This window comes from Shinella pollutisoli (assembly GCF_024609765.1).
In the GTDB taxonomy this organism is placed as follows: domain Bacteria; phylum Pseudomonadota; class Alphaproteobacteria; order Rhizobiales; family Rhizobiaceae; genus Shinella; species Shinella pollutisoli.
In genome coordinates this window covers 207320-232501 of the sequence record NZ_JANFDG010000003.1, presented here as the reverse complement: position 1 = coordinate 232501, position 25182 = coordinate 207320, and the positions used below count along the sequence as shown (strand labels likewise).

At 68.6% G+C, this 25182-nt stretch carries 27 protein-coding genes; 13 read left to right on the top strand and 14 right to left on the bottom strand.

From position 1 onward, the window contains the following. Window positions 1-7: 7 nt before the first annotated feature. Window positions 8-1243: a ubiquinone biosynthesis hydroxylase gene (locus NNZ72_RS03895; protein ID WP_257312992.1), complete on the bottom strand. Its 1236-nt coding sequence runs from the start codon at window positions 1241-1243 to the stop codon at window positions 8-10. 88 nt (window positions 1244-1331) lie between these two features. On the opposite strand from NNZ72_RS03895, the gene tesB reads away from it, so the two are divergent. The 6 genes from tesB (at window position 1332) to NNZ72_RS03865 (ending at window position 8602) form a co-directional block, all read left to right on the top strand. After that, window positions 1332-2216: an acyl-CoA thioesterase II gene (gene tesB / locus NNZ72_RS03890; protein ID WP_257312990.1), complete on the top strand. Its 885-nt coding sequence runs from the start codon at window positions 1332-1334 to the stop codon at window positions 2214-2216. Window positions 2217-2433: 217 nt separating this feature from the next. Next, window positions 2434-2784: a P-II family nitrogen regulator gene (locus NNZ72_RS03885; protein WP_160872107.1), complete on the top strand. Its 351-nt coding sequence runs from the start codon at window positions 2434-2436 to the stop codon at window positions 2782-2784. Window positions 2785-2815: 31 nt separating this feature from the next. Beyond that, a complete protein-coding gene (locus tag NNZ72_RS03880; protein ID WP_257312983.1) occupies window positions 2816-4177 on the top strand; it encodes an ammonium transporter in 1362 nt (453 codons plus the stop codon). A gap of 187 nt (window positions 4178-4364) precedes the next feature. After that, window positions 4365-7019: an FtsK/SpoIIIE family DNA translocase gene (locus NNZ72_RS03875; protein WP_257312978.1), complete on the top strand. Its 2655-nt coding sequence runs from the start codon at window positions 4365-4367 to the stop codon at window positions 7017-7019. A gap of 39 nt (window positions 7020-7058) precedes the next feature. After that, on the top strand, window positions 7059-7733 hold the full coding sequence (locus NNZ72_RS03870; protein ID WP_371747694.1) for an outer membrane lipoprotein carrier protein LolA: 675 nt from the start codon (window positions 7059-7061) through the stop codon (window positions 7731-7733). A gap of 62 nt (window positions 7734-7795) precedes the next feature. Further along, window positions 7796-8602 carry an exodeoxyribonuclease III gene (locus NNZ72_RS03865; protein WP_257312972.1) on the top strand — a complete coding sequence of 269 codons (807 nt, stop codon included), beginning with the start codon at window positions 7796-7798 and terminating at the stop codon, window positions 8600-8602. Between the two features lie 8 nt (window positions 8603-8610). Here the strand turns inward: NNZ72_RS03865 and NNZ72_RS03860 are convergent, their stop codons facing one another. Both NNZ72_RS03860 and NNZ72_RS03855 read right to left on the bottom strand, forming a co-directional pair. Further along, window positions 8611-9066, bottom strand: coding sequence for a cyclic nucleotide-binding domain-containing protein (locus tag NNZ72_RS03860; protein ID WP_257312969.1), 456 nt, complete (start codon window positions 9064-9066; stop codon window positions 8611-8613). 23 nt (window positions 9067-9089) lie between these two features. Next, window positions 9090-9773 carry a response regulator transcription factor gene (locus NNZ72_RS03855; protein WP_257312966.1) on the bottom strand — a complete coding sequence of 228 codons (684 nt, stop codon included), beginning with the start codon at window positions 9771-9773 and terminating at the stop codon, window positions 9090-9092. Between the two features lie 100 nt (window positions 9774-9873). Here NNZ72_RS03855 and NNZ72_RS03850 point away from each other — a divergent pair, with 100 nt between their 5' ends. Together NNZ72_RS03850 and NNZ72_RS03845 are read left to right on the top strand one after the other, a co-directional pair. Beyond that, window positions 9874-10419 carry a L,D-transpeptidase family protein gene (locus NNZ72_RS03850; RefSeq protein WP_257312963.1) on the top strand — a complete coding sequence of 182 codons (546 nt, stop codon included), beginning with the start codon at window positions 9874-9876 and terminating at the stop codon, window positions 10417-10419. Window positions 10420-10557: 138 nt separating this feature from the next. Next, entirely contained in the window at window positions 10558-11388 is an 831-nt protein-coding gene (locus NNZ72_RS03845) for an aldo/keto reductase (protein WP_257312960.1), read from the top strand. Window positions 11389-11432: 44 nt separating this feature from the next. On the opposite strand, the gene NNZ72_RS03840 is transcribed toward NNZ72_RS03845, so the two are convergent. From NNZ72_RS03840 to rplS, 6 genes are all read right to left on the bottom strand, one after another. Next, the gene (locus NNZ72_RS03840) at window positions 11433-11945 is read right to left on the bottom strand and encodes a SixA phosphatase family protein (protein ID WP_257312957.1); all 513 of its coding nucleotides are present in this window, start codon (window positions 11943-11945) and stop codon (window positions 11433-11435) included. 73 nt (window positions 11946-12018) lie between these two features. After that, window positions 12019-13428 (bottom strand): 3-isopropylmalate dehydratase large subunit, encoded by a 1410-nt coding sequence (gene leuC, locus NNZ72_RS03835; RefSeq protein WP_257312955.1) that lies wholly within the window; start codon window positions 13426-13428, stop codon window positions 12019-12021. 73 nt (window positions 13429-13501) lie between these two features. Further along, window positions 13502-13660, bottom strand: coding sequence for a hypothetical protein (locus NNZ72_RS03830; RefSeq protein WP_257313123.1), 159 nt, complete (start codon window positions 13658-13660; stop codon window positions 13502-13504). A gap of 3 nt (window positions 13661-13663) precedes the next feature. Next, the gene (locus tag NNZ72_RS03825) at window positions 13664-14479 is read right to left on the bottom strand and encodes an amino acid ABC transporter permease (RefSeq protein WP_257312953.1); all 816 of its coding nucleotides are present in this window, start codon (window positions 14477-14479) and stop codon (window positions 13664-13666) included. A 9-nt stretch (window positions 14480-14488) separates the two neighbouring features. Further along, on the bottom strand, window positions 14489-15286 hold the full coding sequence (locus NNZ72_RS03820) for a transporter substrate-binding domain-containing protein (protein ID WP_257312950.1): 798 nt from the start codon (window positions 15284-15286) through the stop codon (window positions 14489-14491). Window positions 15287-15439: 153 nt separating this feature from the next. Further along, the gene (rplS, locus tag NNZ72_RS03815; protein WP_257312948.1) at window positions 15440-15961 is read right to left on the bottom strand and encodes a 50S ribosomal protein L19; all 522 of its coding nucleotides are present in this window, start codon (window positions 15959-15961) and stop codon (window positions 15440-15442) included. A gap of 295 nt (window positions 15962-16256) precedes the next feature. Between rplS and NNZ72_RS03810 the strand changes: the two genes are divergently transcribed. Then, window positions 16257-16988 (top strand): sulfite exporter TauE/SafE family protein, encoded by a 732-nt coding sequence (locus tag NNZ72_RS03810; RefSeq protein WP_306766180.1) that lies wholly within the window; start codon window positions 16257-16259, stop codon window positions 16986-16988. Here the strand turns inward: NNZ72_RS03810 and trmD are convergent. The 5 genes from trmD to ffh all read right to left on the bottom strand — a co-directional run bounded on the left by trmD (window position 16970) and on the right by ffh (window position 20615). Continuing rightward, complete coding sequence (gene trmD, locus NNZ72_RS03805) at window positions 16970-17665, bottom strand: tRNA (guanosine(37)-N1)-methyltransferase TrmD (protein ID WP_257312944.1); 696 nt, start codon at window positions 17663-17665, stop codon at window positions 16970-16972. The genes NNZ72_RS03810 and trmD overlap by 19 nt on opposite strands. A gap of 1 nt (window position 17666) precedes the next feature. Further along, on the bottom strand, window positions 17667-18239 hold the full coding sequence (gene rimM, locus NNZ72_RS03800; RefSeq protein ID WP_257312941.1) for a ribosome maturation factor RimM: 573 nt from the start codon (window positions 18237-18239) through the stop codon (window positions 17667-17669). Between the two features lie 81 nt (window positions 18240-18320). Further along, window positions 18321-18683: a 30S ribosomal protein S16 gene (gene rpsP, locus NNZ72_RS03795; protein ID WP_257312937.1), complete on the bottom strand. Its 363-nt coding sequence runs from the start codon at window positions 18681-18683 to the stop codon at window positions 18321-18323. Between the two features lie 35 nt (window positions 18684-18718). Next, a complete protein-coding gene (locus NNZ72_RS03790) occupies window positions 18719-19042 on the bottom strand; it encodes a chorismate mutase (RefSeq protein WP_257312935.1) in 324 nt (107 codons plus the stop codon). A gap of 10 nt (window positions 19043-19052) precedes the next feature. After that, window positions 19053-20615 carry a signal recognition particle protein gene (gene ffh, locus NNZ72_RS03785; protein ID WP_257312932.1) on the bottom strand — a complete coding sequence of 521 codons (1563 nt, stop codon included), beginning with the start codon at window positions 20613-20615 and terminating at the stop codon, window positions 19053-19055. 313 nt (window positions 20616-20928) lie between these two features. Between ffh and dapF the strand changes: the two genes are divergently transcribed. From dapF to NNZ72_RS03765, 4 genes are read left to right on the top strand one after another with little or no spacing between them, the layout of a single operon-like run. Next, complete coding sequence (dapF, locus tag NNZ72_RS03780; protein WP_257312930.1) at window positions 20929-21828, top strand: diaminopimelate epimerase; 900 nt, start codon at window positions 20929-20931, stop codon at window positions 21826-21828. Continuing rightward, entirely contained in the window at window positions 21825-23102 is a 1278-nt protein-coding gene (gene mtaB / locus NNZ72_RS03775) for a tRNA (N(6)-L-threonylcarbamoyladenosine(37)-C(2))-methylthiotransferase MtaB (protein WP_257312926.1), read from the top strand. The genes dapF and mtaB overlap by 4 nt, the downstream gene beginning before the upstream one ends. A gap of 12 nt (window positions 23103-23114) precedes the next feature. Then, window positions 23115-24425, top strand: a complete 1311-nt coding sequence (gene ftsY, locus NNZ72_RS03770; RefSeq protein WP_257312924.1) for a signal recognition particle-docking protein FtsY — start codon at window positions 23115-23117, stop codon at window positions 24423-24425. Beyond that, window positions 24422-25177 (top strand): septation protein A, encoded by a 756-nt coding sequence (locus tag NNZ72_RS03765; protein ID WP_257312920.1) that lies wholly within the window; start codon window positions 24422-24424, stop codon window positions 25175-25177. The genes ftsY and NNZ72_RS03765 overlap by 4 nt, the downstream gene beginning before the upstream one ends. Window positions 25178-25182: the final 5 nt, after the last annotated feature.

Genomic DNA, 25182 nt, shown 5'->3' with positions numbered 1-25182 from the left:
CCGCCGCTCAGATCGGCCGGCCGACGAGCATGCGCGGATGGCCGCTGCCGGCCGTTCCCTCCGCCTGGCGGATGAAGAAGGATTTGAGGCCCGGCAGGCGGTCGACGAGGCCGAGGCCGACGTCGCGCAGCACGCGCAGCGGCGTCACGTCGTTGGAGAACAGCCGGTTCAAGACGTCGGTGGTGACGCCCATGCGGACCGTGTCGAAGCGGCGCCATTGCTCGTAGCGCTCCAGCACCGACAGCGCGCCGATGTCGAGCCCCAGCCGGTCGGCCTCGACGATCGTCTCGGCGAGCGCCGCCACGTCCTTGAAGCCGAGGTTGAGCCCCTGGCCCGAGATCGGGTGGATGCCGTGCGCCGCGTCGCCCGCCAGCGCGAAGCGCGGCGCGACGAAGGCGCGCGCGAGCGTCAGGCCGAGCGGGAAGGCACGGCGGCCGCCGACGACCTTCAGCGCCCCGAGCTTGTGGCCGAAGCGGCGCTCCAGCTCCTCCTCGAAGACGAGGTCGTCGCTCTCGACGAGGCGGCGGGCGTCCTCCGTGCGCTCGGTCCAGACCAGCGAGGAGCGGTTGCCGGTGAGCGGCAGCGTGGCGAAGGGGCCGGCCGGCAGGAAATGCTCCTCCGCCGTGCCCTCGTGCGGGCGCTCGTGCTCCACCGTGGTGACGATGCCGGACTGGCCGTAGTCGAAGCGGACGGTCCTGATGCCGGCTATGTCGCGCAGCTTCGAGCGCACGCCGTCGCAGGCGACGAGAAGCCGCGTCTCGCGCATCGTACCGTCGGAGAGGCCGACGGTCGTGGCGTGCTGGCCGGTCGTAAAACCCTCCGCGGAGGTCGACCAGCGGACCGGGATGCCGAGCCCCTCGGCCTGGCGCAACAGGCTGCCGGTGATGGCGCGGTTCGATACCATGTGGGCGAAAGGCTCGCCGTCGTCGCCCGATCCCGCGCCTTCGAAGGTGAGGAAGACGGGGCGGACGGGATCGGCCGTGCGCGAATCGGTGATGACCATGCGGCGGATCGGCTCCGCCTCGGGCGCGACCTCCGGCCAGACGCCGAGCACGCCGAGCAGGTTGCGCGCGGCCGCGACGATGGCGAAGGCCCGATCGTCGCGCTGCCAGGCGGCTTCCGGGGCGCCGTCCACCACTTCGACGGCAAGATGCGGCGCGGCCTTCTTGACGGCGACCGCCAGCGACAGGCCGACATAGCCGCCACCGGCGACAAGCACGTCGAGCGTCGGCAGATCGGACATGGGCGTTCTCCTGATGGGCGGCTTGAGGTCTTCAAGCCCCCTATATAGAGGAGGACGAACCCCTTTCCTACCTCCGGAGCCCGCCCAGATGTCGCGCCAGCCCCCGCCGAACCCCGCCATGGATGTCCTCCTGCGCACGCTCGACCTCAAGCGGGTGGAGAAATCGCTGTTCCGCGGCGAGAGCCCGCAGGTCGGCTGGCAGCGGGTGTTCGGCGGCCAGGTGATCGCCCAGGCGCTGGTGGCGGCGACCCGCACGGTCGGCGCCGACCGCTTCGTCCATTCGCTGCACGCCTATTTCGTGCTGCCCGGCGATCCGTCCGTGCCGATCGTCTACGACGTCGAGACGATCCGCGACGGCGGCACCTTCGCGACGCGCCGCGTGGTCGCCGTGCAGCACGGCAAGCCGATCTTCTTCATGACCGCCTCCTTCCAGGTCGACGAGCCGGGCTTCGAGCACCAGACGGCGATGCCCGACGTGCCGCCGCCGGAAAGCCTGCCGGACGAGGCGGAGATGCGCGCAACGCTGCTGGCAAAGGCGCCGGAGCCCATCCGCGCCTATTGGGAACGGCCGCGGCCGATCGAGCTCCGTCCCCTCTCGTTCGACCGCTACCTCTCGGGCCGCCGGCAGGCGCCGCGGCAGGACGTCTGGATGCGGACGACCGGGCCGGTGCCTGAGGACCGCGGCCTGCGCGCGGCCGTGCTTGCCTACCTTTCGGACATGACGCTGCTCGACACGGCGCTCGCCGCCCACGGCACCTCGATCTTCGACCGCTCGCTGCAGATCGCCAGCCTCGACCACGCCATGTGGTTCCATCGCCCGGCGCCGCTCGACGACTGGCTGCTCTACAGCCAGGACAGCCCCTGCACCTCCGGCGGGCGCGGCCTGACGCGAGGGGGCATCTTCAGCCGCTCCGGCACACTCGTCGCCTCGGTCGCCCAGGAGGGGCTGATTCGGAAAAAGGCAAAGGGCTAAATTTTAGTCACGACCTTTGGTAAGACTTATTTTTAGGCATATGCTCCGGCGATTTTTTGTCACCCGCCGGGAGAGATTTATTTTTCCCTTAAATTTCAGAAAGTTAGCCCGAACCGTCGAATCTGGCACGCCCCTTGAATGTACCCGTCCAGTCGTTGTGGCCGCTCCGGCGGCAACGGCAAGGAGAGACGGCCCCGGCTGGGGACACGAACGAAGGATGGGAAACCAGATGAAAATTGTGATGGCCATTATCAAGCCGTTCAAGCTCGATGAGGTTCGCGAAGCCCTCACCGCGGTCGGTATCCAGGGCCTGACCGTGACGGAAGTGAAAGGCTACGGACGCCAGAAGGGGCACACGGAAATCTACCGCGGCACCGAATATGCCGTGAGCTTCCTGCCGAAGCTGAAGGTCGAGATCGCCGTGCCGGGCGACCTTGTCGACAGGGCCGTCGAGGCGATCGCGTCCGCCGCCAAGACCGGCCAGATCGGCGACGGCAAGATCTTCGTCTACGCCATCGACCATGCCGTGCGCATCCGCACGGGCGAAACCGATTCCGAAGCGCTCTAAAGCAAACGGCAGATCAGGGAGCATTTTCAATATGTCGTCCAAGTCCATCATCAACGCACTCGCCCGCGCCGGCACCGCCGCCGCGGCCCTGCTCGCCCCGGTCGCAGCCCTTGCGCAGGAGGCCACGGAAGCGGCCCCCGAGGCGGCCCCGGAAGCCGCGGTCTCGGCGATCAACTCCGGCGACACCGCCTGGATGCTGACCTCCACCGTCCTCGTCCTGTTCATGATCCTGCCGGGCCTGGCCCTCTTCTACGGCGGCCTCGTGCGCGCCAAGAACATGCTGTCGGTGCTCATGCAGTGCCTGGTCGTCTCCAGCGTGATCATGATCGTCTGGGTCGTCTACGGCTACAGCCTCGCCTTCTCCAACGGCGGCGGCCTCAATGCCTTCGTCGGCGGCTTCGAGAAGCTGTTCCTTTCCGGCGTGACGCCGGACAGCGCCTCCGGCAGCATCCCGGAATACGTCTTCATCTCCTTCCAGATGACCTTCGCCTGCATCACGCCGGCGCTGATCGTCGGCGCCTTCGCCGAGCGCATCCGCTTCTCGGCGGTCATCCTCTTCACCGCGCTCTGGGTCACCTTCGTCTATTTCCCGATCGCCCACATGGTCTGGTCGGGTGACGGCGCGCTGATCTGGGACTGGGGTGCGCTCGACTTCGCCGGCGGCACGGTCGTCCACATCAATGCCGGTGTTGCGGGCCTCGTCGGCGCGATCATGGTCGGCAAGCGCACCGGCTACGGCAAGGACATGATGGCGCCCCACTCGATGACGCTCACCATGGTCGGCGCGAGCATGCTGTGGGTCGGCTGGTTCGGCTTCAACGCCGGCTCGGCGGTCTCGGCCGGCGGCGGCGCGGGCCTTGCCATGATCAACACCTTCACCGCCACCGCGGGCGCCGTCGTCGCCTGGTGCCTGATCGAGAACTCCGCCCGCGGCAAGGCCTCGATGCTCGGCGCCGTCTCCGGCGTCATCGCCGGCCTCGTCGCCGTCACGCCCGCCGCCGGCTCCGTCGGCCCGATCGGCGCGATCGTGCTCGGCGCCGTCGCCTCGGCCGCCTGCTACTTCGGCGTCTCGGTGATCAAGAACCGGTTCGGCTACGACGACACGGCCGACGTCTTCGGCGTCCACGGCATCGGCGGCATCGTCGGCGCGCTCGGCACCGGCATCTTCGCGTCGAGCTCGCTCGGCGGCGTCGGCTATGCGGAGGGCGTCTCCATGGACGGCCAGGTCTGGGTGCAGTTCATCTCCGTCGTCTTCACCATCGTCTGGTGCGGCGTGATCTCGGCGATCCTCTACAAGATCGTCGACGTCGTCGTCGGCCTGCGCGTGCCGGTCGAGGCCGAGCGCGAGGGCCTGGACCTCTCCTCCCACGGCGAAGCCGCCTACCACTCCTAGGGCGGCCGGCGGCGCAAGAGGCGCCGCCCGTTTCCTCCCGGCCCGGACCCCGCGTCCGGGCCGTTTTCGTTTCGGGGCGGCATGGTTAACACGCCATTAAGCCTTCCTTCGTAGGGTGCGAAAACGGACGCCGCCGCGAATCGCTCGGGACGGTGCGACCGCGACGGCATTGGCACGGGCTGGAACCATGGGCAGAAGCATTTCGGCAGGACTGGACAATCGGCACGACCGCTTCGTTCTCTCGGCGTTCGTCTGGCGGCAGATGCAGATCCTCCTCGGGCTGGCGATCTTCCTCGGGCTGGCGCTCGCCGTCGCCGCGCTCTCCACCTGGAACGTCTCCGACCCAAGCCTCTCCTACGCCTCCAGCGGCGAGCCGGCCAACATCCTCGGCTATCCCGGCGCCGTCTTCGCCGATCTCTTCATGCAGTTCTTCGGCCTTGCCAGCGTGATCGCGCTCCTGCCGGTCGTCGCCTGGGGCCTCGGGCTCGTCAGCGGCCGGCGCTTCAGCCGCCTGCCGCAGCGCGCGGCCGCCTGGTTCGGCGGCGCCATCCTCGCCTCCGCGGCGTTGAGCTGCGCGCCGGTCACCGTCACCTGGCCGCTGCCGAACGGGCTCGGCGGCGTCTTCGGCGACATGATCCTGCGCTTCCCCGCCCTCTTCACCGGCGCCTATCCGACCGGCACCTTCGCCATCGTGCTCGGCGCCGTCGTCGCGCTGCCGGCGCTCTGGTGCCTGCTCTATTCCGCCGGCATCCTCGGCGCATCCGCCATCGACGACGAGGAGGACTTCGCCCCCGTGCCGGCCCAGAGCCGCGCCCGCACCGTCGTCGAGGACGACGAGGCGGAGGATCGCGAGGGCCCGCTCACCCTTCTCGCCGGTGCGGCGACCCATGCCTGGTATACCGGCCAGGCGCGCCTGCGCCGGCTCTTCGGCCTTTCCGGCCGGCATCGCCGGGCGCGCGGCATCGAGCAGCCCTACGACTTCAACGAGGACGAGTTCGGCACGCTGAACGAGCCGGTGCGCGCCCGCGGCACCGCGCGCGTCGAGCCGTCGCTGGAGCCCGGCCTGCGCCGCGCCGTCACCGCGCCGCCGATGGACGACGACCTGCCCTTCGACCTCGACGACGACCCGCTGCCGCGCCCGAGCGGCATCCTGCCCGACGACGAGGACGACGATCCGGCCGCCGACTGGGCGCCGCGCCGCGCGCCGGCACGCCAGCAGATGCCGCTTTCCGGCTCCCGCGTCGTCGCCCCCGCCGCCCGGCCGAAGCCCGGCCAGCGCGTCGAGCGCGAGGCGCAGACCTCCTTCGTCGGCCCAGACGGCTTCCAGCTGCCGCCGATCCACCTGCTCGCCGAGCCGAAAGGCCCCGTGCGCGACGCCACGCTCTCCGCCGACGCGCTGGAGCAGAACGCCCGCATGCTCGAAGGCGTGCTGGAGGACTTCGGCGTCAAGGGCGAGATCATCCATGTCCGCCCCGGCCCGGTCGTCACCCTCTACGAGCTGGAGCCGGCGCCCGGCATCAAGTCGTCCCGCGTCATCGGCCTTGCCGACGACATCGCCCGCTCGATGAGCGCGATTGCCGCCCGCGTCGCCGTCGTGCCCGGCCGCAACGCCATCGGCATCGAGCTGCCGAACCAGGGCCGCGAGATGGTGTTCCTGCGCGAGCTGATCGCGTCGCGCGACTTCGAGGGCTCGAAGGCGAAGCTCGCCATGGCGCTCGGCAAGACGATCGGCGGCGAGCCGGTCATCACCGACATCGCCAAGATGCCGCACCTGCTCGTCGCCGGCACCACCGGCTCGGGCAAGTCGGTCGCCATCAACACCATGATCCTGTCGCTGCTCTACCGGATGAAGCCGGAGCAGTGCCGGCTGATCATGATCGACCCGAAGATGCTGGAGCTCTCCGTCTACGACGGCATCCCGCATCTGCTCTCCCCCGTCGTCACCGACCCGAAGAAGGCCGTCGTCGCGCTGAAATGGACGGTGCGCGAGATGGAGGAACGCTACAAGAAGATGTCGAAGATCGGCGTGCGCAACATCGACGGCTTCAACAGCCGCGTCGAGCAGGCGCGCGAGAAGGGCGAGGCGATTACCCGCACCGTCCAGACCGGCTTCGACCGCCAGACCGGCGAGGCGACCTACGAGACCGAGGAATTCGACCTCCAGCCGATGCCCTACATCGTCGTCATCATCGACGAGATGGCCGACCTGATGATGGTCGCCGGCAAGGACATCGAGGGCGCGGTGCAGCGGCTCGCGCAGATGGCGCGCGCGGCCGGCATCCACGTCATCATGGCGACCCAGCGCCCCTCGGTCGACGTCATCACCGGCACGATCAAGGCGAATTTCCCGACCCGCATCTCCTTCCAGGTGACGTCGAAGATCGACAGCCGCACCATCCTGGGCGAACAGGGCGCCGAGCAGCTCCTCGGCCAGGGCGACATGCTCTACATGGCCGGCGGCGGGCGCATCCAGCGCGTCCACGGCCCCTTCGTGTCGGATGCCGAGGTGGAGGCCGTGGTGGCGCATCTGAAGACGCAGGGCGCGCCGCAATATCTCGACGCGATCACCGCGGACGACGACGAGGACGGCGACATCGGCGGCGGCCCGGCCGGCACGGCGAACCTCGACGATTCCGACGATCCCTACGACCAGGCGGTCGCCGTGGTGCTGCGCGACGGCAAGGCGTCGACCTCCTATATCCAGCGCCGTCTCGGCATCGGCTACAACCGCGCCGCCTCGCTGATCGAGCGGATGGAGCAGGAGGGCCTGATCGGCCCGGCCAACCACGCCGGCAAGCGCGAGATCCTGGTGCCGACGGAAGACGAGATCTCGGCGCGCTGACGCCATCATGGCGCCGCCTTTGGCGGGCATCAGAACGACATGAAGGAGACCGACATGATCCGAACCGAATCGGGCCGCGCAGGCACGGCCCTCACCCGTCGCGGCTTCACCGGCCTTTTCGCCTTCGCGCTGGTCGCGGGCCTCTCCGCGCTCGTTCCCGCCGATGCCTCGGCGCAGGCCGGCGGCGCCGCGCAGAAGATCGCCGACCACTTCGCCTCGGTGAAGACGATGATGGGCGAGTTCGTGCAGTTCGGCCCGCGCGGCGAGCAGACCGGCGGCAAGTTCTACATCAACCGCCCCGGCAAGATCCGCTTCAACTACGAGGACCCCTCGCCGATGCGCGTCATCGCCGACGGCAAGTCGGTGGTGATCGGCAACCGCAAGCTCAAGACCTGGGACATCTACCCGCTCTCCAAGACCCCGCTCAACCTGCTGCTCGGCGAGAAGATCGACCTCTCGGCCAAGATGGTGCGCTCGGTCAAGGAGGAGGCGGACCTCACCACCATCGTGCTCGGCGACAAGACCATGTTCGGCGATTCGACCATCACCATGATGTTCGACCCGAAGACCTACGACCTGCGCCAGTGGACGATCACCGACGCGCAGGGCAAGGACACGTCCGTGATGATCTTCAACGTCCAGACCGGCGTGCCGCTGGACGACAAGGTCTTCGCCATCCCCTATGACGAGGTGCGCAACCGCGGCTCGAAGTGAGGTTTTCGTTTCCGTTTGCCGCCCCATGCGCTAAGACGCCCCCGAACAGCAGGGGGCGTTGAATGGCACTTTCGATCGCGACGTGGAACATCAACTCGGTGCGGCTGCGCATGCCGCTCGTCGAGCATTTCCTGAAGACCTGGTCGCCCGACATCCTGTGCCTGCAGGAGACCAAGTGCCCGAACGACCTCTTTCCGATGAAGCCGCTGAAGGCGCTCGGCTACGAGCACATCGTCATCCACGGCCAGAAGGGCTATCACGGCGTCGCCACCGTCTCGCGCCTGCCGCTCACCGAGCTCGTCGAGCGGCGCGACTATTGCGGCGTCGGCGACGCGCGCCACGTCTCCGTGCTCTTCCACCACCGCGGCAAGTCGATCCGGCTGCATAATTTCTACGTGCCGGCCGGCGGCGACGAGCCGGACCGCACGATCAACCCGAAATTCGGCCACAAGCTCGATTTCATCGAGGAGATGAAGCTCCTGCACGCCGAGGCCGAAGCCGGCATCTCCTCGATCCTCGTCGGCGACCTCAACATCGCGCCGCTCGAGCACGACGTCTGGTCGCACAAGCAGCTCCTGAAGATCGTCAGCCACACGCCGGTGGAGACCGCGGGCCTCATCGAGGTGATGACGAAGGGCGCCTGGGTCGACCTGATGCGCCGCAAGGTGCCGGCGCAGGAGAAGCTCTACACGTGGTGGAGCTACCGCGCCGCCGACTGGGCGGCCGCCGACAAGGGCCGCCGCCTCGACCACATCTGGTCCTCGGCCGACCTGGAGCCGCATCTCGCCGGCATTTCGGTGATTCGCGAGGCCCGCGGCTGGGAACGGCCGTCCGACCATGTGCCGGTGATCGCCGAATTCATCTTCTGATCATCGTTTCAGGCAAACCGCCCCGCAAGCCCGCGGATCCCGTCGATCATCGCGGCGAGGTTCTCCCGGATGCGCGCGTCGACCATCAGCGCCACGTCCGGATATTCCTCCAGCATGCGCCGGAAGAGCGGGCGGTTGATGCGGATCACCTCGCCGTCGGTGAGCGCGGTCGCCGTGTATTTGCGCTCGACGGCCGAGATCATCGCGATTTCCGAGAGCAGCGTGCCTTCGCCCGCCTCTCCCTCCTCGCGCAGCGAGCCGTCGCGGGCGGTCGAGGTCAGCCGGAAGATGCCGCTCGCCACCACGAAGCCGCAATCGGCCGAGGCGCCCTCGCGGAAGAGGGTCTGCCCCTCGACCAGTCGCCGGCGCTCGGCGCCGAACGCCATCAGCCGGAGCTTGTCGTCGGAAAAGCCGGCGAAGAGCGGCACGCGGGAAAGAAGGGCGATGTCGTCGCTGAGAGCCACGGCGGGCGCTCCTTACTTACGTCTCAGGGGACAATCTTGTAGCCGCCGTTCTCTGTCACGAGAATCTCCGCATTGGAAGGGTCCCGCTCGATCTTCTGCCGGAGACGGTAGACATGGGTCTCCAGCGTGTGCGTCGTCACGCCGGAATTGTAGCCCCAGACCTCCTCCAGCAGCACGTCGCGCGTCACCACCTTCTGGTCGGCGCGGTAGAGGTAGCGGATGATCGCCGCCTCCTTCTCCGTCAGGCGGATCTTCTGGCCGCTCTCGGTGGTGAGCAGCTTCTGTCCGGGCTTGAACGTGTAGGGGCCGACGCTGAAGGTCGCGTCCTCGCTGCTCTCGTGCTGGCGCAGCTGCGCGCGGATGCGGGCGAGCAGCACGGCGAAGCGGAAGGGCTTCGTCACGTAGTCGTTGGCGCCCGCCTCCAGGCCGAGGATCGTGTCCGAATCGGTGTCGTGGCCGGTCAGCATGACGATCGGCGCCTTGAAGCCGCCCTTGCGCAACAGCTTCACCGCCTCGCGCCCGTCCATGTCGGGCAGGCCCACGTCCATGATCAGCAGGTCGACCTGGGTAGCCCGCGCCGTCTGCATGCCCTTGGCGGCCGTCGTCTCCTCCAGCGTGCCGAACTCCTCGTAGAGCGAGAGCTGTTCCACGAGGGTCTCGCGAAGGTCGTCGTCGTCGTCGACAAGAAGGATCGTGCGGGATGTCATGCTTTACCTCTCGGCATTCCTCTGGAAAGTAGGTGAATCGACGCTTTTGGCAAGTGCGCTGATGGCGCAGGCAAGAGAGGCGCGAGCGAGGCGGGCAAGCATGAAGGCGATCAAATCCCCTGAACATTTCGTGAAGACCGTCCTCGTCCGCCCGGCGTCCGGCCGCAGGAGCCGGGCGATCCTCCAGTTCGGCCCGCTCCGCATCCCGGCGGCGATCGGCCGCAGCGGGCGCACGAGCCGCAAGCGGGAGGGCGACGGCGCGACCCCGATCGCCGCCATGGCGCTGCTCTCCGGCTTCCTGCGCGGCGACCGCGTCGACAGGCCGCCGACGGCGCTGCCGCTTCGCCGCATCGCCCCGTCGATGCTGTGGTGCGACGCGCCGGACCATCCGTGCTACAACCGCCTCGTGCGCGCGCCCTTCCGCCCGAGCCACGAGGAGATGCACCGGGCGGACGGGCTCTACGACCTCTGCCTCGTGCTCGACTGGAACGTCACCGGGCGCCGGCGCCATCGCGGCTCGGCGATCTTCCTCCACCTCATCCGTCCCGGCTACGAGCCGACCGCCGGCTGCATCGCCATTGCGCGGCGCGACATGGTTCGCATCCTGCCGCATCTTCGGCGCGGCACGGTCGTGCGCATCCTGTGACGGCTTTTTCACAGGCCGCCCCGATGCAATCGCCGGCAGCCTTCCCTATATCAGGACCGACCGTCGCCGGGCTGCAAGGCGCCACGGGAAGCCCCTCACGGGCTCAAGCACGCCATCATTTTTCATGGAGACTTTCCGATGATCGATCAACCGACCATTGCCTTTCACGACGGGAACCGCATTCCGCAGGTGGGCCTCGGCGTCTGGCGGACGCCCAACGACACCGCCGTCAACGCCGTCAGGGTGGCGCTCGAGACCGGCTACCGCCATATCGATACCGCCGCGATCTACGAGAACGAGGAGGGCGTCGGCGAGGGCATCCGCGCCTCCGGCGTCGCCCGGCAGGACATCTTCCTCACCACCAAGCTGTGGAATTCCAATCAGGGCTTCGATTCGACGCTCGCCGCCTTCGACGCCAGCCTGAAGCGCCTCGGCACCGACTACGTCGACCTCTACCTCATCCACTGGCCGGCGCCGCAGCGCGACCGCTACGTCGATACCTGGAAGGCCTTCATCCGGCTGAAGGAGGAAGGCCGCGTCCGCTCCATCGGCGTCTCCAACTTCAACCCGCCGCACATCGAGCGCATCGTCGGCGAGACGGGCGTGATGCCGGTCATCAACCAGATCGAGCTCCATCCCGACTTCCCGCGGAAGGAGGAACGCGCCTTCCACCAGAAGCACGGCATCGTCACCCAGTCCTGGAGCCCGCTCGGCCAGGGCCAGCTCCTGGAGAACCCGGTGGTCGCCGGGATCGCCGGGAAGCACGGCCGCACGCCGGCGCAGGTCGTCATCCGCTGGCACATCGACAACGGCCTGGTGGTCATTCCGAAGTCGGTGACGCCGTCGCGCATCGTGGAGAACTTCAAGGCCTTCGATTTCAGGCTCGACGACGAAGACATGCAGACCTTCGCCGGCCTCGAGAAGGAGGGCCATCGCATCGGGCCCGACCCGATGACCGCGACGTTCTGAGTCGCGTTCGGGGGCAGGCGATGCCCCCGATCCCCCCGTCCCGCCTAAGGCAGCGTCTTCGGCGGGACGAACGCCTCGAGCCGGCCCGCGCCCGGCTCGACATCCGCCCATTTCCCGATATCGAAGGCGATCACGGCCAGCCCCGCCGTCGGGTACTTCGTCGCAAGCCGCGCGAGCGCCTCCGCCGCGCCCTGCGGCGCCAGCAGCAGCGCCGTGTCTTGGAGGCCCGGATTGTGGCCGACGACGAGGAGCGTGTCCCCCTCCTCCGGCGCCGCGCGGACGGCGGCGAGGATGGCGGGCGGGGCGGCCTCGTAGATCGAGTCCGCGAGGCGCGCGGGGCAGGAGCCGCCGAGCGCGGGCTCGACCAGCGCCCAGGTCTCCCGCGTGCGCCGCGCGGACGACACCAGCGCGAAATCCGGCCGGAGGCCCGCGGCGGCGATATGGGCGCCGATGCGCGGCGCGTCACGGCGGCCGCGCTCGCCGAGCGGCCGGTCGCGGTCCGCGACGCCTTCCGGCCAGGCCGACTTCGCATGGCGCAGCAGGAGAAGGCGTTTCACGAGGGTCTCCCGCAGACGGAGAGGCCGGGAGCATGCCCCCGGCCTCCATCATCACGACGGCAACGCGGCCGTATCACTGCCATTCGCGGATGTCGACGAAATGACCGGCAATCGCCGCGGCGGCGGCCATGGCCGGCGAGACGAGATGCGTGCGGCCCTTGAAGCCCTGGCGGCCCTCGAAGTTGCGGTTCGAGGTCGAGGCGCAGCGCTCGCCCGGCTTCAGCCGGTCGTCGTTCATGGCGAGGCACATCGAGCAGCCCGGCTCGCGCCAGTCGAAGCCCGCTTCCTTGAAGATCCTGTCGAGGCCCTCGGCCTCCGCCTGCTCCTTCACGAGGCCGGAACCCGGCACGATCATGGCATTGACGGTGGGCGCGACCTGCCGGCCGGCGACGACCTTGGCGACGGCGCGCAGGTCCTCGATGCGGCCGTTGGTGCACGAGCCGATGAAGACGCGGTCGATGGCGATGTCCGTCATCCTGGTGCCGGGCTTCAGGCCCATGTAGTCGAGCGCCCGCCACTTGGAGGAACGCTTGGTCTCGTCCTCGATGTCGTCCGGGTTCGGCACGACGCCCTGCACCGAGACGACGTCCTCCGGCGAGGAGCCCCAGGAGACGATCGGCGGCAGGTTGGCGGCATCCAGCACGACGACGCGGTCGAAATGGGCTCCTTCGTCGGTATGCAGCGTCTTCCAGTAGTCGAGCGCCATCTCCAGCGCCTTGCCCTTCGGCGCGCGCGGCTTGTCCTTGATGTAGGCGAAGGTCGTCTCGTCGGGCGCGATCAGCCCGGCGCGCGCGCCGCCCTCGATCGTCATGTTGCAGATCGTCATGCGGCCTTCCATCGACAGCGAGCGGATCGCCTCGCCGGCGAACTCGATGACGTGGCCGGTGCCGCCGGCCGTGCCGATCTCGCCGATGATGGCGAGGATGATGTCCTTGGCGGTGACGCCCGGCGGCAACTGGCCGTCGACGCGCACCAGCATGTTCTTCGCCTTCTTCTGGATCAGCGTCTGGGTGGCGAGCACGTGCTCGACCTCCGACGTGCCGATGCCGTGGGCGAGCGCGCCGAAGGCGCCGTGCGTGGAGGTGTGGCTGTCGCCGCAGACGATGGTCATGCCCGGCAGCGTGAAGCCCTGCTCCGGGCCGACGATGTGGACGATGCCCTGGCGCTTGTCCCGCTCCGAGTAATACTCGACGCCGAAGTCGGCGGCGTTCTTCGCCAGCGCCTCGACCTGGATGCGGCTTTCCTCGTTCTTGATGCCCTGGTGGCGGTCCGGCGAGGTCGGCACGTTGTGGTCGACGACGGCGAGCGTCTTCTCCGGCGCGCGGACCTTGCGGCCGGCCATGCGCAGGCCCTCGAAGGCCTGCGGGCTCGTCACCTCGTGGACCAGGTGACGGTCGATGTAGAGAAGACAGGTGCCGTCTTCCTGGCGGCTGACGATGTGGTCGTCGAAGATCTTGTCATAGAGGGTCCGGGGTGCGCTCATGGCTCTTCATCCGTCTGGGCATGTTTAGGAGATACTGGAAATCGGCAGCGCGCAGCCGCCGGATCGCGGACGATCAGGATAGGCGGCCGGTGAGCGCCCCGAAGACGCGCGCAAAGAAGCGTGCCGGCAGGCGCTTGTGATCCTGCAGCACGACGACATGCCTTTCCGTGCATCCGAACTTGGATTCCATGGCCCGCATATAGCGATTTTTCGACGTTTCGGCAATCGCCAAGAATCAGTGGCCGATGCCGCGCCTGAGCCGACGTTCGAACGCCCTGAGCGCCAGCGACAGGCCTATGGTGAGGATCAGGTAGACATAGGCGACGATGGAATAGGTCTCGAAGAAGCGGAAGGAGCCGGAGGCGTAGACCTTGCCCATCTGGGTGATGTCGGCGACGCCGAGCACGGAGACGAGCGAGGAATCCTTGACCATCGCCACGAAGTCGTTGCCGAGCGGCGGCAGGATGACGCGGATCGCCTGCGGGAAGACGACGAGGCGGAAGCGCTGATAGCGCGAGAGCCCGAGCGCCTTCGCCGCCTCGACCTGCCCCTTGTCGACCGACTGGATGCCGGCGCGGAACACCTCGGCGATGAAGGCGGAATAGCCGATCGTCAGCGCGATGATCGCCCGCCACATCAAGGAGACGTCGCGCACCTGCACCGGTTCGAGGAGACCCGCGGCGACGAGCGGCGCGAGGAGGAAATTGACCGCGGCGACCAGCGCCGGCGCGCCGACGAAGGCGACGTAGAAGAGCAGCACGAGGATCGGCACGCCGCGGATCACTTCCGTGTAGAAGCGCGCGACCTGCCGCAGCGCCGTCCGCTCGGAAAGTGCCAAGAGCGCCACCCCGAGCCCGAGCAGCGTGGCGAGCGCGAAGCCGACGAGGGTCACGAAGATCGTGACCCAGAGCCCCTTCACGACGACGCCGAAGACCTGCGCGTAGAGATCGTTGGCGACGATGACGGCGGCGAGCACGGCGGCGATCGCCGCGAGCGCCACCAGCCACCAGGGATAGTCGGCCTTCGTCCCGGCCGGCGAGGCGGGCGCCATGGCCGGCGGCTACTCGCCCATCTTGTAGTCGAGGAACCACGTCTTATCGAGCGCCTCCAGCGTGCCGTCGGCCTTGAGCGCGGCGATCGCCGCATTGACCGGAGCGACGAGGTCCGAGCCCTTCGGAAAGATGAAGCCGAAGTCTTCCGTGCCGAGCGGCTCGCCCACCACCTTCAGCTTGCCGCCCGAGGCCTGCACGTAGCCGTTCGCCGCCACGCTGTCGGTGAGCACGAGGTCGACGTCACCCGCCTGCAGCGCCTGCACCGTCGCGCCGAAGGTCTCGAACAGCTTTATGCGCGGGTTCTGCTCGTTGCCGTCGAGGATCTCGTAGACGGCGGTATAGAAGGGCGAGGTGCCCGGCTGCGCGCCGACCAGCCCGTCCTCGACGGCGGCGAAGGACTTCGCATCGGCAAAGCGCGTCTCGTCGGCGCGCACCAGCATGAACTGCTGCGAGCGCATGTAGGGATCGGAGAAGTCGACCTTCTCCTTGCGGTCGTCCTTGATGGTGATGCCGGTCATGCCGATGTTGTACTGGTCGTCGGAGACCGCCTGGATCATCGCGTCCCAGCTGACGTTCTGGTACTCGACCTTGAAATTGAGGCGCCTGGCGATCTCGTTCATCGCGTCGTATTCCCAGCCCACCTGCTCGCCCGTCTTCGGGTCGACGAACTGTAGCGGCGGATAGGCGTTCTCGGTGGCGACGACGACCGTACGCCCGCCGAGGTCCGGCAGGTCGGCGGCAAGGGCGGCGGCGGGCAGAAGGGCAACGGCGGCAAGGCCTGCAAGGACGGCGCGGCGGGAAACCATCGGGACATGCTCCTGGAATTGTGGCGCCGGCACACTGTCACAGGTGCGGGGAGGCAGGCAAGGCTTGCGGGCAGCGCTGCGGACGCGCGCGACGAAAAAGCCGCCGGGCGAACCGGCGGCTTTGGAGAATGCGTTTGCGCGGGGCGCGGCCGCTTATTCGGCAGCGGCTTCCTGGGCCTTGGCGGCGGCTTCGGCAGCCTCCGCAGCGGCCTTCTCGGCGGCGAGCGCCTGGGCGGCTGCGACCTTCTCGGCCTCGATGCGGGCCTTTTCCTCGGCCACGGCCTGGCGCTCGGCGTCGTTCAGCTTGCGGGCGCGCGTGCCGGTGTTCTCGACGATACGGGCCGACTTGCCGCGACGGTCGCGCAGGTAGTAGAGCTTGGCGCGGCGGACCTTGCCGCGGCGAACCACCTCGACGCTCTCGACGAGCGGCGAGTAGATCGGGAAGACGCGCTCGACGCCTTCGCCGTAGGAGATCTTGCGGACGGTGAAGCTCTCGTTGAGGCCGCCGCCGGAGCGGGCGATGCAGACGCCCTCGTAGGCCTGCACGCGGGTGCGCGAACCTTCCGTCACGCGGACGTTGACGCGGACGGTGTCGCCCGGGGAGAATTCCGGAAGCGTGCGCTTGGCGGCGATCTTGGCGGCCTGTTCGGCTTCCAGCTGCTGGATGATGTTCATCGGTCTAACCTCTTCGTTCTTCTGGAACGGCCAGAGCGCTCGACGGTCACCTTTCGGCCGCAGCCTTGGGTTTCGCCCGATGCCGGACGGGAGCGGATTCGCAGTTCTTTGCTTGCAGGTCGGCGGGCGTGAGCCCAAATCCGAGCGGGCCATTACACCAATCGCGGGCGCTTGTCATCCCCGACCGTGCAAGAATCGGCCGCCCGCCGCATTTTTCGCCACTTGCCGACCCCCGATCGCCGCGCTATCAGGCCGGAGAGGACGCGGGGAAGAACGGGCCGTGACGATCGCCGAGATGACACTGCTGTTTGCCGCAGGCTTCCTGTCCGGCGTCGTCAACGCGATTGCCGGCGGCGGCACCTTCCTCACCTTCGGCGCCATGACGCTCGTCGGCCTGCCGCCGATCGTCGCCAACGCCACCTCCTCGATCACCCAGTTCCCGGGCTACGTCACCTCCGCGCTCGCCTATGCGCGGGAAATCCGCGCCGATCTCCGCGAGGCGATGATCCTCGGCGCGCTGTCGCTGGTCGGCGGCCTTTCCGGGGCGCTGCTCCTGCTGTCGCTGTCGAACCCCTCCTTTCGGGCGCTGGTGCCGTGGCTGCTGCTCGCCGCGACCGTCCTCTTCGCCGCCGGGCCCTACCTGAAGCCCAAGGCGCTGAGCCCGGAAAAGCCGATCTCGCCGGCGGGGCTCGCCGGCCAGTTCGTCACCTCGATCTACGGCGGCTTCTTCGGCGCCGGCATGGGCATCATGACGCTCGCCGTGCTCGGGCTGACCAAGGGCGGCGACTACCACCGGCTGAACGCGCTCAAGAACTTCCTCGCCGTGGTGATCGCCGGCATGGCGATCGTCGTCTTCACCGGCGGCGACGTGGTCGGCTGGCCGCAGGCCGCCGTCATGGTGCCGGCGGCGGCGATCGGCGGCTATTCCGGCGTCTGGGCCGCGCGGCGCGTGCCGCAGGCGGCGATCCGCGCCCTCGTCGTCGGCGTCGGCCTGATGCTGACCGCCTATTACTTCGTCAAGGCCTGAGGCGGCAGCAGGTCGGGCCGGCGCTCGCGCGTCAGCCGCTCTGCCTCCGCGCGGCGCCATTTCTCGATCTCGCCGTGATGGCCGGAGGTGAGCACGGCCGGGATCTCCCGCCCCTCCCAGACCTGCGGGCGCGTATAGTGCGGATGCTCCAGCAGCCCGTCCTCGAAGCTCTCGTGCGTGCCGGAGAGCGCGTTGCCCATGACGCCGGGCAGGATGCGGACGACGGCGTCGATGAGGATCATCGCCGCCGGCTCGCCACCCGACAGGATGTAGTCGCCGATCGAGACCTCCTCCAGGTGCCGCCCGTCGATCACCCGCTGGTCGACGCCCTCGAAGCGGCCGCAGACGACGACCGCGCCGGGGCCGGCGGCCAGCTCGCGCACGCGCGCCTGCGTCAGCGGCTTTCCGCGCGGGCTCATGAGGAGACGCGGGCGGCCGTCGTCCGCGCCCGCATGGTCGATGGCACGGGCGAGCACGTCCGGCTTCAGCACCATGCCGGCGCCGCCGCCGGCCGGCGTGTCGTCGACGGTGCGGTGGCGGTCGGTGGCGAAATCGCGGATCTGCACGCAGTCGAGCGTCCAGTCGCCGCGCGCCAAGGCCTTGCCGGAGAGCGACTGGCCGAGGAAGCCCGGGAACATCTCCGGATAGAGCGTGAGCACGGTGGCGCGGAATGCCACGTCATTCCCCCTCTTCCGGCGGCCGGCGCCGCCGGCTTCCGGGACCGCCGCCCTCCTCCTCGTCGAGGCCGGCGGCGACCGGGTCGATCAGCAGGCGGCCCGCCTCGAGGTCGATCTCCAGCACGGCGGCCTCGGAGAAGGGGATCAGCACCGGGCGCTTGCCCGGGCCCTTGAGCTCCAGCAGGTCGCCCGCGCCGAAATCGAAGATGCCGGTGACCGTGCCGTGGCTGCGGCCGGTCGCGTCCACCGCCTCCAGCCCCTCGAGGTCGGCGTAGAAGAACTCGTCGTCGTCGAGCTCCTCGTCCGGCAGGTTGTCGCGCTCGATATAGAGGTCGAGGCCGTTCAGGGCCTCGGCGGCATTGCGGTCGTTGACGCCGCGGAAGCGCACGACGACCATGTTCTTCGCCTCGCGGATCTCCAGCACCTCGAACGTCCGGCCGTCCTCGGCATGAAGATGGCCGTAGTCGCCGAGCGCCACCGGATCGATCGTATAGGACTTCACGCGGACCTCGCCGCGCAGGCCCTGGGCGGCACCCACCGTGCCCATGAGGACGGGATTTTCCAGTTTCGCCATGGTGCTGCGTTCCAAGCCTCGATCAAACGAAAGCGGGCGGCATGAGACACACCGCCCGCCCGAAAGGAATCCGGCGTCCGATTATTCGGCGGCAGCGGCAGCGGCGTCTTCGGCCTTCTGCTTCTTCTCGGCCTCGCGCTCCAGCGCCTTCTTGCCGGGCTTGGCCTTTTCCGGGTTGTTGCGGGCTTCGCGCTTGACGAGGCCGGCCTCGTCCAGGAAGCGGGCGACGCGGTCGGTCGGCTGCGCGCCCTTGGCGAGCCATTCCTTGATGCGGTCGGCGTCGAGCTGGACGCGCTTCTCGTCGTCGCGGCCGAGCAGCGGGTTCCACGAGCCGAGCTTCTCCAGGAAGCGGCCGTCGCGCGGGCTGCGGGCGTCGGCGAGAACGATCTGGTAGTAGGGGCGCTTCTTGGAACCGCCGCGGGCGAGACGAATTTTCAGGGACATGTCATTTCTCCTTGGGATCGATGCGACCGCTTGCTTCAAGCGGTGCTCTGGTTTGCGCCGCTGAAATCGGCGGCAATGGCTTCATGATGGCGGATCACCTCGCGGATGATGAAGTTCAGGAACTTCTCCGCGAAATCCGGGTCCAGATTGGCATCCTTTGCCAGGCGGCGAAGGCGTTCGATCTGGTATTCCTCGCGCGCCGGATCGGCCGGCGGCAGGTCGTGCGTCGCCTTGAGCACGCCCACCGCCTTGGTGCAGCGGAAGCGCTCGGCGAGCATGTGGACGAGGGCCGCGTCGATGTTGTCGATCGACTGCCGGTACTCGGAAAGCTGTTGTCTGACGCCCGGATCGACGGTCACGCGGTCCCCCTCACTTCTTCTTCGGCAGGCCGGGAAGCCCCGGCAGTCCGCCACCGAGACCCGGCAGCCGACCGCCGCCCAGACCCGGAAGGCCGCCGCCGCCGAGGCCGGGAAGCCCGCCCGGCCGGATGCCGGCGGCTTCCGCCTGCCTGGCGAGCGCCTCGAGCTGCTTCGGGTCCATCTTCGACAGGTCCGGCATGCCGCCGCCCATGCCGCCGAGCCCCATCTTGCCGGCAAGGCCGCCCATCATCTGCTTCATCAGCCCGCCGCCCTTCTTGCCGCCCATGGCCTTCATCATGTCGGCCATCTGGCGGTGCATCTTGAGGAGCTTGTTGATGTCGGCCGCATCGGTGCCGGAGCCGCTGGCGATGCGCTTCTTGCGCGAATGCTTGAGGATGTCCGGATTGGCGCGCTCGGCCCTGGTCATCGACGAGATGATGGCGAGCTGGCGCTTGAACAGGCCGTCGTCGAGACCGGCGGCCGCCATCTTGTCCTTCATGCCGCTCATGCCGGGCATCAGCCCCATGATGCCGCCCATGCCGCCCATCTTCTGCATCTGGCGCAGCTGGTCGGCGAGGTCGTCCAAATCGAACTTGCCCTTGGCCATCTTGGCGGCCATGGCGGCCGCCTTCTCGGCGTCGATGTTCTCCGCCGCCTTCTCGACCAGCGAGACGATGTCGCCCATGCCGAGGATGCGGTCGGCGACGCGGCGGGGATGGAACTCCTCCAGCTCGCCCATCTTCTCGCCGGTGCCGATCAGCTTGATCGGCTTGCCGGTGACGGCGCGCATGGAGAGCGCGGCGCCGCCGCGTCCGTCGCCGTCCATGCGGGTGAGCACGAGGCCGGTGATGCCGACGCGCTCGTCGAAATTGCGGGCGAGGTTGACGGCGTCCTGGCCGGTCAGCGCGTCGGCGACGAGCAGGATCTCGTGCGGATTGGACTTCCGCTTGATCTCCGCCATCTCCATCATCAGCGGCTCGTCGATATGGGTGCGGCCCGCGGTGTCGAGGATGACGACGTCGTGGCCGCCGAGCTTCGCCGCCTGCACGGCGCGCGCGGCGATGTCGGTCGGCGACTGGCCGGCGACGACCGGCAGCGTATCGATGCCGGTCTGGACGCCGAGCTGGCGAAGCTGCTCCTGCGCGGCCGGACGGCGCGTGTCGAGCGAGGCCATCAGGACCTTCTTCTTGTCGCGCGTCGCAAGCCGGTTGGCGATCTTGCCGGTGGTGGTGGTCTTGCCCGAGCCCTGCAGGCCGACCATCATGACGACGACGGGGGCGGGCGCGTTGAGGTCGATTGCGACGCCCTCGGAGCCGAGCATGGCGACGAGCTCGTCATGGACGATCTTGACGACCATCTGGCCGGGCTTGATCGACTTCAGGATCTCCGCGCCGACCGCCTTCTCGCGCACGGCCTCGGTGAAGGCGCGCACCACTTCCAGCGCCACGTCCGCCTCGAGCAGCGCGCGGCGGACCTCGCGCAGCGCCGCCGAGACGTCCGCCTCGGAGAGCGCACCGCGGCCCGTCAGTCCATTGAGGATGGAGCCGAGGCGGTCCTGGAGTGTTTCAAACATCGCGTCTTCCTTCTTGTTTCCGCACGAAGCGGAAACGTCGGTGCTCTCCGTGACGAAAACAAGACGCAAAGCCGAAAAGCACCCGAGGGCGCATCGCGCTGTCGGATGTTGACCTCCGGGATCTCTCGCGGGTCCCGGTCGGCGGCTTCAAGCGTCGTCACTTGTCGCAGATGCGGCGGCTTAAACAGGAAAGCGGCCGGAAAGTCAAGGATCGCCGTCCCGATTGCAGACTCCGTCTGGTAAATCCGGCCGGCTTGCGCCATATACGCGCAGGAAGAGAGGCCCCTTAGCGGTCTCGAATGGAACATCCGCCATGGCAGCACACGCGCAATTCGCCCGCATGAACGGACTGGGAAACAGGATCCTCGTCGTGGACATGCGCGGCCGCAGGGACGCCGTGACGCCGCGGGCGGCGATCGCGCTCGCCGCCGACCCGGCGACGGGCTTCGACCAGATCATGGCGATCCACGATCCGCGGACGGACGGCACCGACGCCTTCATCGACATCCTCAATTGCGACGGCTCGAAGGCTCAGGCCTGCGGCAACGGCACGCGCTGCGTGGTGCAGGCGCTCGCCGGCGAGACGGGGCGCAAGACCTTCACCTTCCAGACGGTCGCCGGCATCCTCAACGCCGTCGAGCACGAGGACGGCACGATCTCCGTCGACATGGGCCGGCCGGTCTTCGACTGGGACCGCATCCCGCTGGCGGAAGAGTTCTTCGACACGAGCCGCATCGAGCTGCAGATCGGCCCGATCGACGCGCCGGTGCTGCATTCGCCCTCGGCCGTGTCGATGGGCAATCCGCACGCCGTCTTCTGGGTCGAGCGCGACCCGATGAGCTACGACCTCGACCGCTTCGGCCCGCTGCTCGAAAACCATCCGATGTTCCCCGAACGGGCGAACATCACGCTAGCGCAGGTGACCTCGCCGTCCGCCATGACGACGCGCACCTGGGAGCGCGGCGCGGGGCTGACGCTCGCCTGCGGCTCGGCGGCCTGCGCGGCCGCCGTCAGCGGCGCGCGCACGGGGCGGACCGGCCGCACGGTCGCCGTGACGGTCGCCAGCAGCCCGGGCCGCGGCACGCTTCACATCGACTGGCGCGAGGACGGCAAGGTCGTCATGACGGGGCCTGCCGAATGGGAATGGTCCGGCACGCTCGACCCCGAGACGGGCGCGTTCAGCCGCGACGAAGCCGGGGCGGCCGCCCTTTGAGCGGCGTGACGGTCATAACCTTCGGCTGTCGCCTCAACACCTACGAATCCGAAGTGATGCGGGCGCAAGCCGAGAAGGCGGGGCTCAACAACGCCGTGCTCGTCAACACCTGCGCCGTCACCGGCGAGGCGGTGCGCCAGGCCCGGCAGGCGATCCGCCGGGCGCGGCGCGAGAATCCGCATGCCCGTATCATCGTCACCGGCTGCGCCGCGCAGACGGAGAGCCACGCCTTCGCCGCCATGCCGGAGGTCGACGCCGTGCTCGGCAACGAGGAGAAGCTGAGGAGCGCCGCCTACCGGGCGCTGCCCGACTTCGGCGTCTCGGCCGAGGAGAAGCTCCGCGTCAACGACATCATGAGCGTGCGGGAGACCGCGCCGCAGATGGTGCGGCTGATCGACGGCCATGTGCGCGCCTTCGTGCAGGTGCAGAACGGCTGCGACCACCGCTGCACCTTCTGCATCATCCCCTACGGCCGCGGCAATTCCCGCTCCGTGCCGATGGGCGCCGTGGTGGAGCAGGCGCGAAAGCTCGCCGGAAGCGGCTACGCGGAGATCGTGCTGACCGGGGTGGACGCCACCAGCTACGGCGCCGACCTGCCCGGCCGGCCGACGCTCGGCCTGCTGGCGAAGACGCTGCTGAAGCAGGTGCCGGAGATCCGCCGGCTGCGCCTCTCCTCCATCGACGGCATCGAGGCCGACGGCCATCTCTGGGACCTGATCGCCGACGAGCCGCGCTTCATGCCGCACCTGCATCTCTCGCTCCAGCACGGCGACGACCTGATCCTCAAGCGCATGAAACGGCGGCACTCCAGCGCCGATGCGCTGTCCTTCTGCGAGCGCGTGCGCAGCCTCCGCCCCGAGGCGAGCTTCGGCGCCGACATGATCGCCGGCTTCCCGACGGAGACGGAGACGATGTTTTCCAACGCCGTCCGCCATGCGGAGGACTGCGGCATTGCGCATCTCCACGTCTTCCCCTACAGCCCGCGCCCCGGCACGCCGGCCGCGCGCATGCCGCAGCTCGACCGGGCGCTCGTCAAGGAGCGCGCCGCGCGGCTGCGCGAGACGGGGAAAAGACTGCATGCGATGCATCTCGACCGCATGGTCGGCAGCCGGCAGACGATCCTCGTCGAGAACAACGGGCTGGCGCATACGGAAAACTTCACGCTCGTCGACGCCGCCGGCCTTCGCCCCCGCGACCTTGTGCCGGTCACGATCACCGGCCACAATGGCCGCCACCTGACGATGCGGACCGACACCGCCACCCCACGCAACTAGCGGACAGCTTCCATGGCCCTCGGCTTCATCAAGAAGATCTTCACTTTCGGCAAGGACACGGAGGCCGAGCCCGCCGCGGCGCCGCCAGCCGTCGAGGAGCACGACACGCTGCTGGAGGAGGCCGAGGCCGCCAATCCCGAGGCAGGCCTGCACGTCCCGGCCGACGCCGAGCCCGACATCTATCCCCTGCCGCATGCGGCGGACGTGGAGGTGGAACCGGCCGAGCCGGCGGCTGCGGACGATCTTCCGGAACCCGACGAGGCGCCGCCGATCGCCGCGGAGGAGGCGGCCGAGCCGGAAGCCGTCGCGGACGAGGAGCCCGTCGCCCCCGCCCTGCCGAAGGGCTTCACCACGGCCGAGCCCGAGCCCGAGCCGGAGGCCGAGACGGCCGCGGCACCGGTCCGCCGGACCTGGTTCCAGCGCCTGCGCGAGGGCCTGTCGCGCACCTCCTCGCAGCTGACGGGCCAGATCGCCGGCCTCTTCACCAAGCGCAAGCTCGACGACGCGACGCTGCAGGACCTGGAAGACCTGCTGATCCAGGCCGACCTCGGCGTCGAGACGGCGCTCAGGATCACCGACACGCTCGCCGCCGAGCGCTACGGCAAGGACGTGACCGGCGGCGACGTCTCGCGCATCATGGCAAGCGAGATCACCAAGGTGCTGGCGCCCGTCGCCAGGCCGCTGGCGCTCGACCTCGCCCACAAGCCGCATGTCATCCTCGTCGTCGGCGTCAACGGCACCGGCAAGACGACGACGATCGGCAAGCTCGCCGCAAAACTTTCCGGCGCCGGCCTGAAGGTCATGCTCGCCGCCGGCGACACCTTTCGCGCGGCGGCCATCGAGCAGCTGAAGATCTGGGCGGAGCGCACCGGCTCCGACATCGTCGCCTCCAGGCTCGGCGCCGATGCGGCGGGCCTCGCCTACGAGGCCTACGAGCAGGCGAAGGCGAAGAAGAGCGACGTCCTGATCGTCGACACCGCTGGCCGCCTGCAGAACAAGGCCGAGCTGATGGCGGAGCTGGAGAAGATCGTCCGTGTGCTCGGCAAGCTCGATCCCGACGCGCCGCACACCGTCCTGCAGACGCTCGACGCCACCACCGGGCAGAACGCGATGAACCAGGTGGAGATTTTCCGCAACGTCGCGGGCGTCACGGGCCTGATCATGACAAAATTGGACGGTACGGCCCGCGGCGGCATCCTTGTGGCGATTGCCGCCAAGCACAAGCTGCCGGTCTATTTCATCGGGGTCGGCGAGGGGATCGACGATCTCGAACCCTTCGAGGCGAAGGATTTCGCCGAGGCGATCGCAGGAGTCGGAGAATGAGTGACCAGAATGTAGGCAAGGGCGCCGAATCGGGACTGGGCCGGCTGGTCGAAGGCGCCGGCAAGCTCGATCCCCATCCCGTGCGCGGCACCGTCATCCAGGAAATCGAGAACCGGCGGGACTGGGACCGCAAGGCGGACGAGGCGAGGGTCAGCCCGCTCCTGAAGATGGTGCTGGAGCTCGGCCCCCTCGTCGTCTTCTTCTTCGCCAACTCGCGCGGCGAGTGGCTCGCCTCGCATTTCCCGCTGCTCGCCGAGATGGGCGGGCCGATCTTCATCGCCACCGGCCTGTTCATGGCGGCGACGGCGTTGGCGCTCGTCGTCTCCTGGGTGCTGACACGCACGCTCCCCGTCATGCCGCTCGTCTCCGGCATCGTCGTCTTCGTCTTCGGCGCGCTGACGCTCTGGCTGCAGAACGACACCTTCATCAAGATGAAGCCGACCATCGTCAATTCGCTGTTCGGGGCGATCCTGCTCGGCGGCCTGCTGTTCGGCAAGCCGCTGCTCGGCTACGTCTTCCACGCCGCCTTCAAGCTCAGCGACGAGGGCTGGCGCAAGCTGACGCTGCGCTGGGGCCTGTTCTTCGTCTTCCTGGCGGTGCTGAACGAGGTGGTCTGGCGCTCCTTCTCGACCGACTTCTGGGTCGCCTTCAAGGTCTGGGGAACGATGCCGATCACCGTCCTCTTCACGCTCTCGCAGATGCCGCTGATCATGCGCCATTCGATCGAGGCGGAAGAGGGGAAGGCGTCCTGAGAACG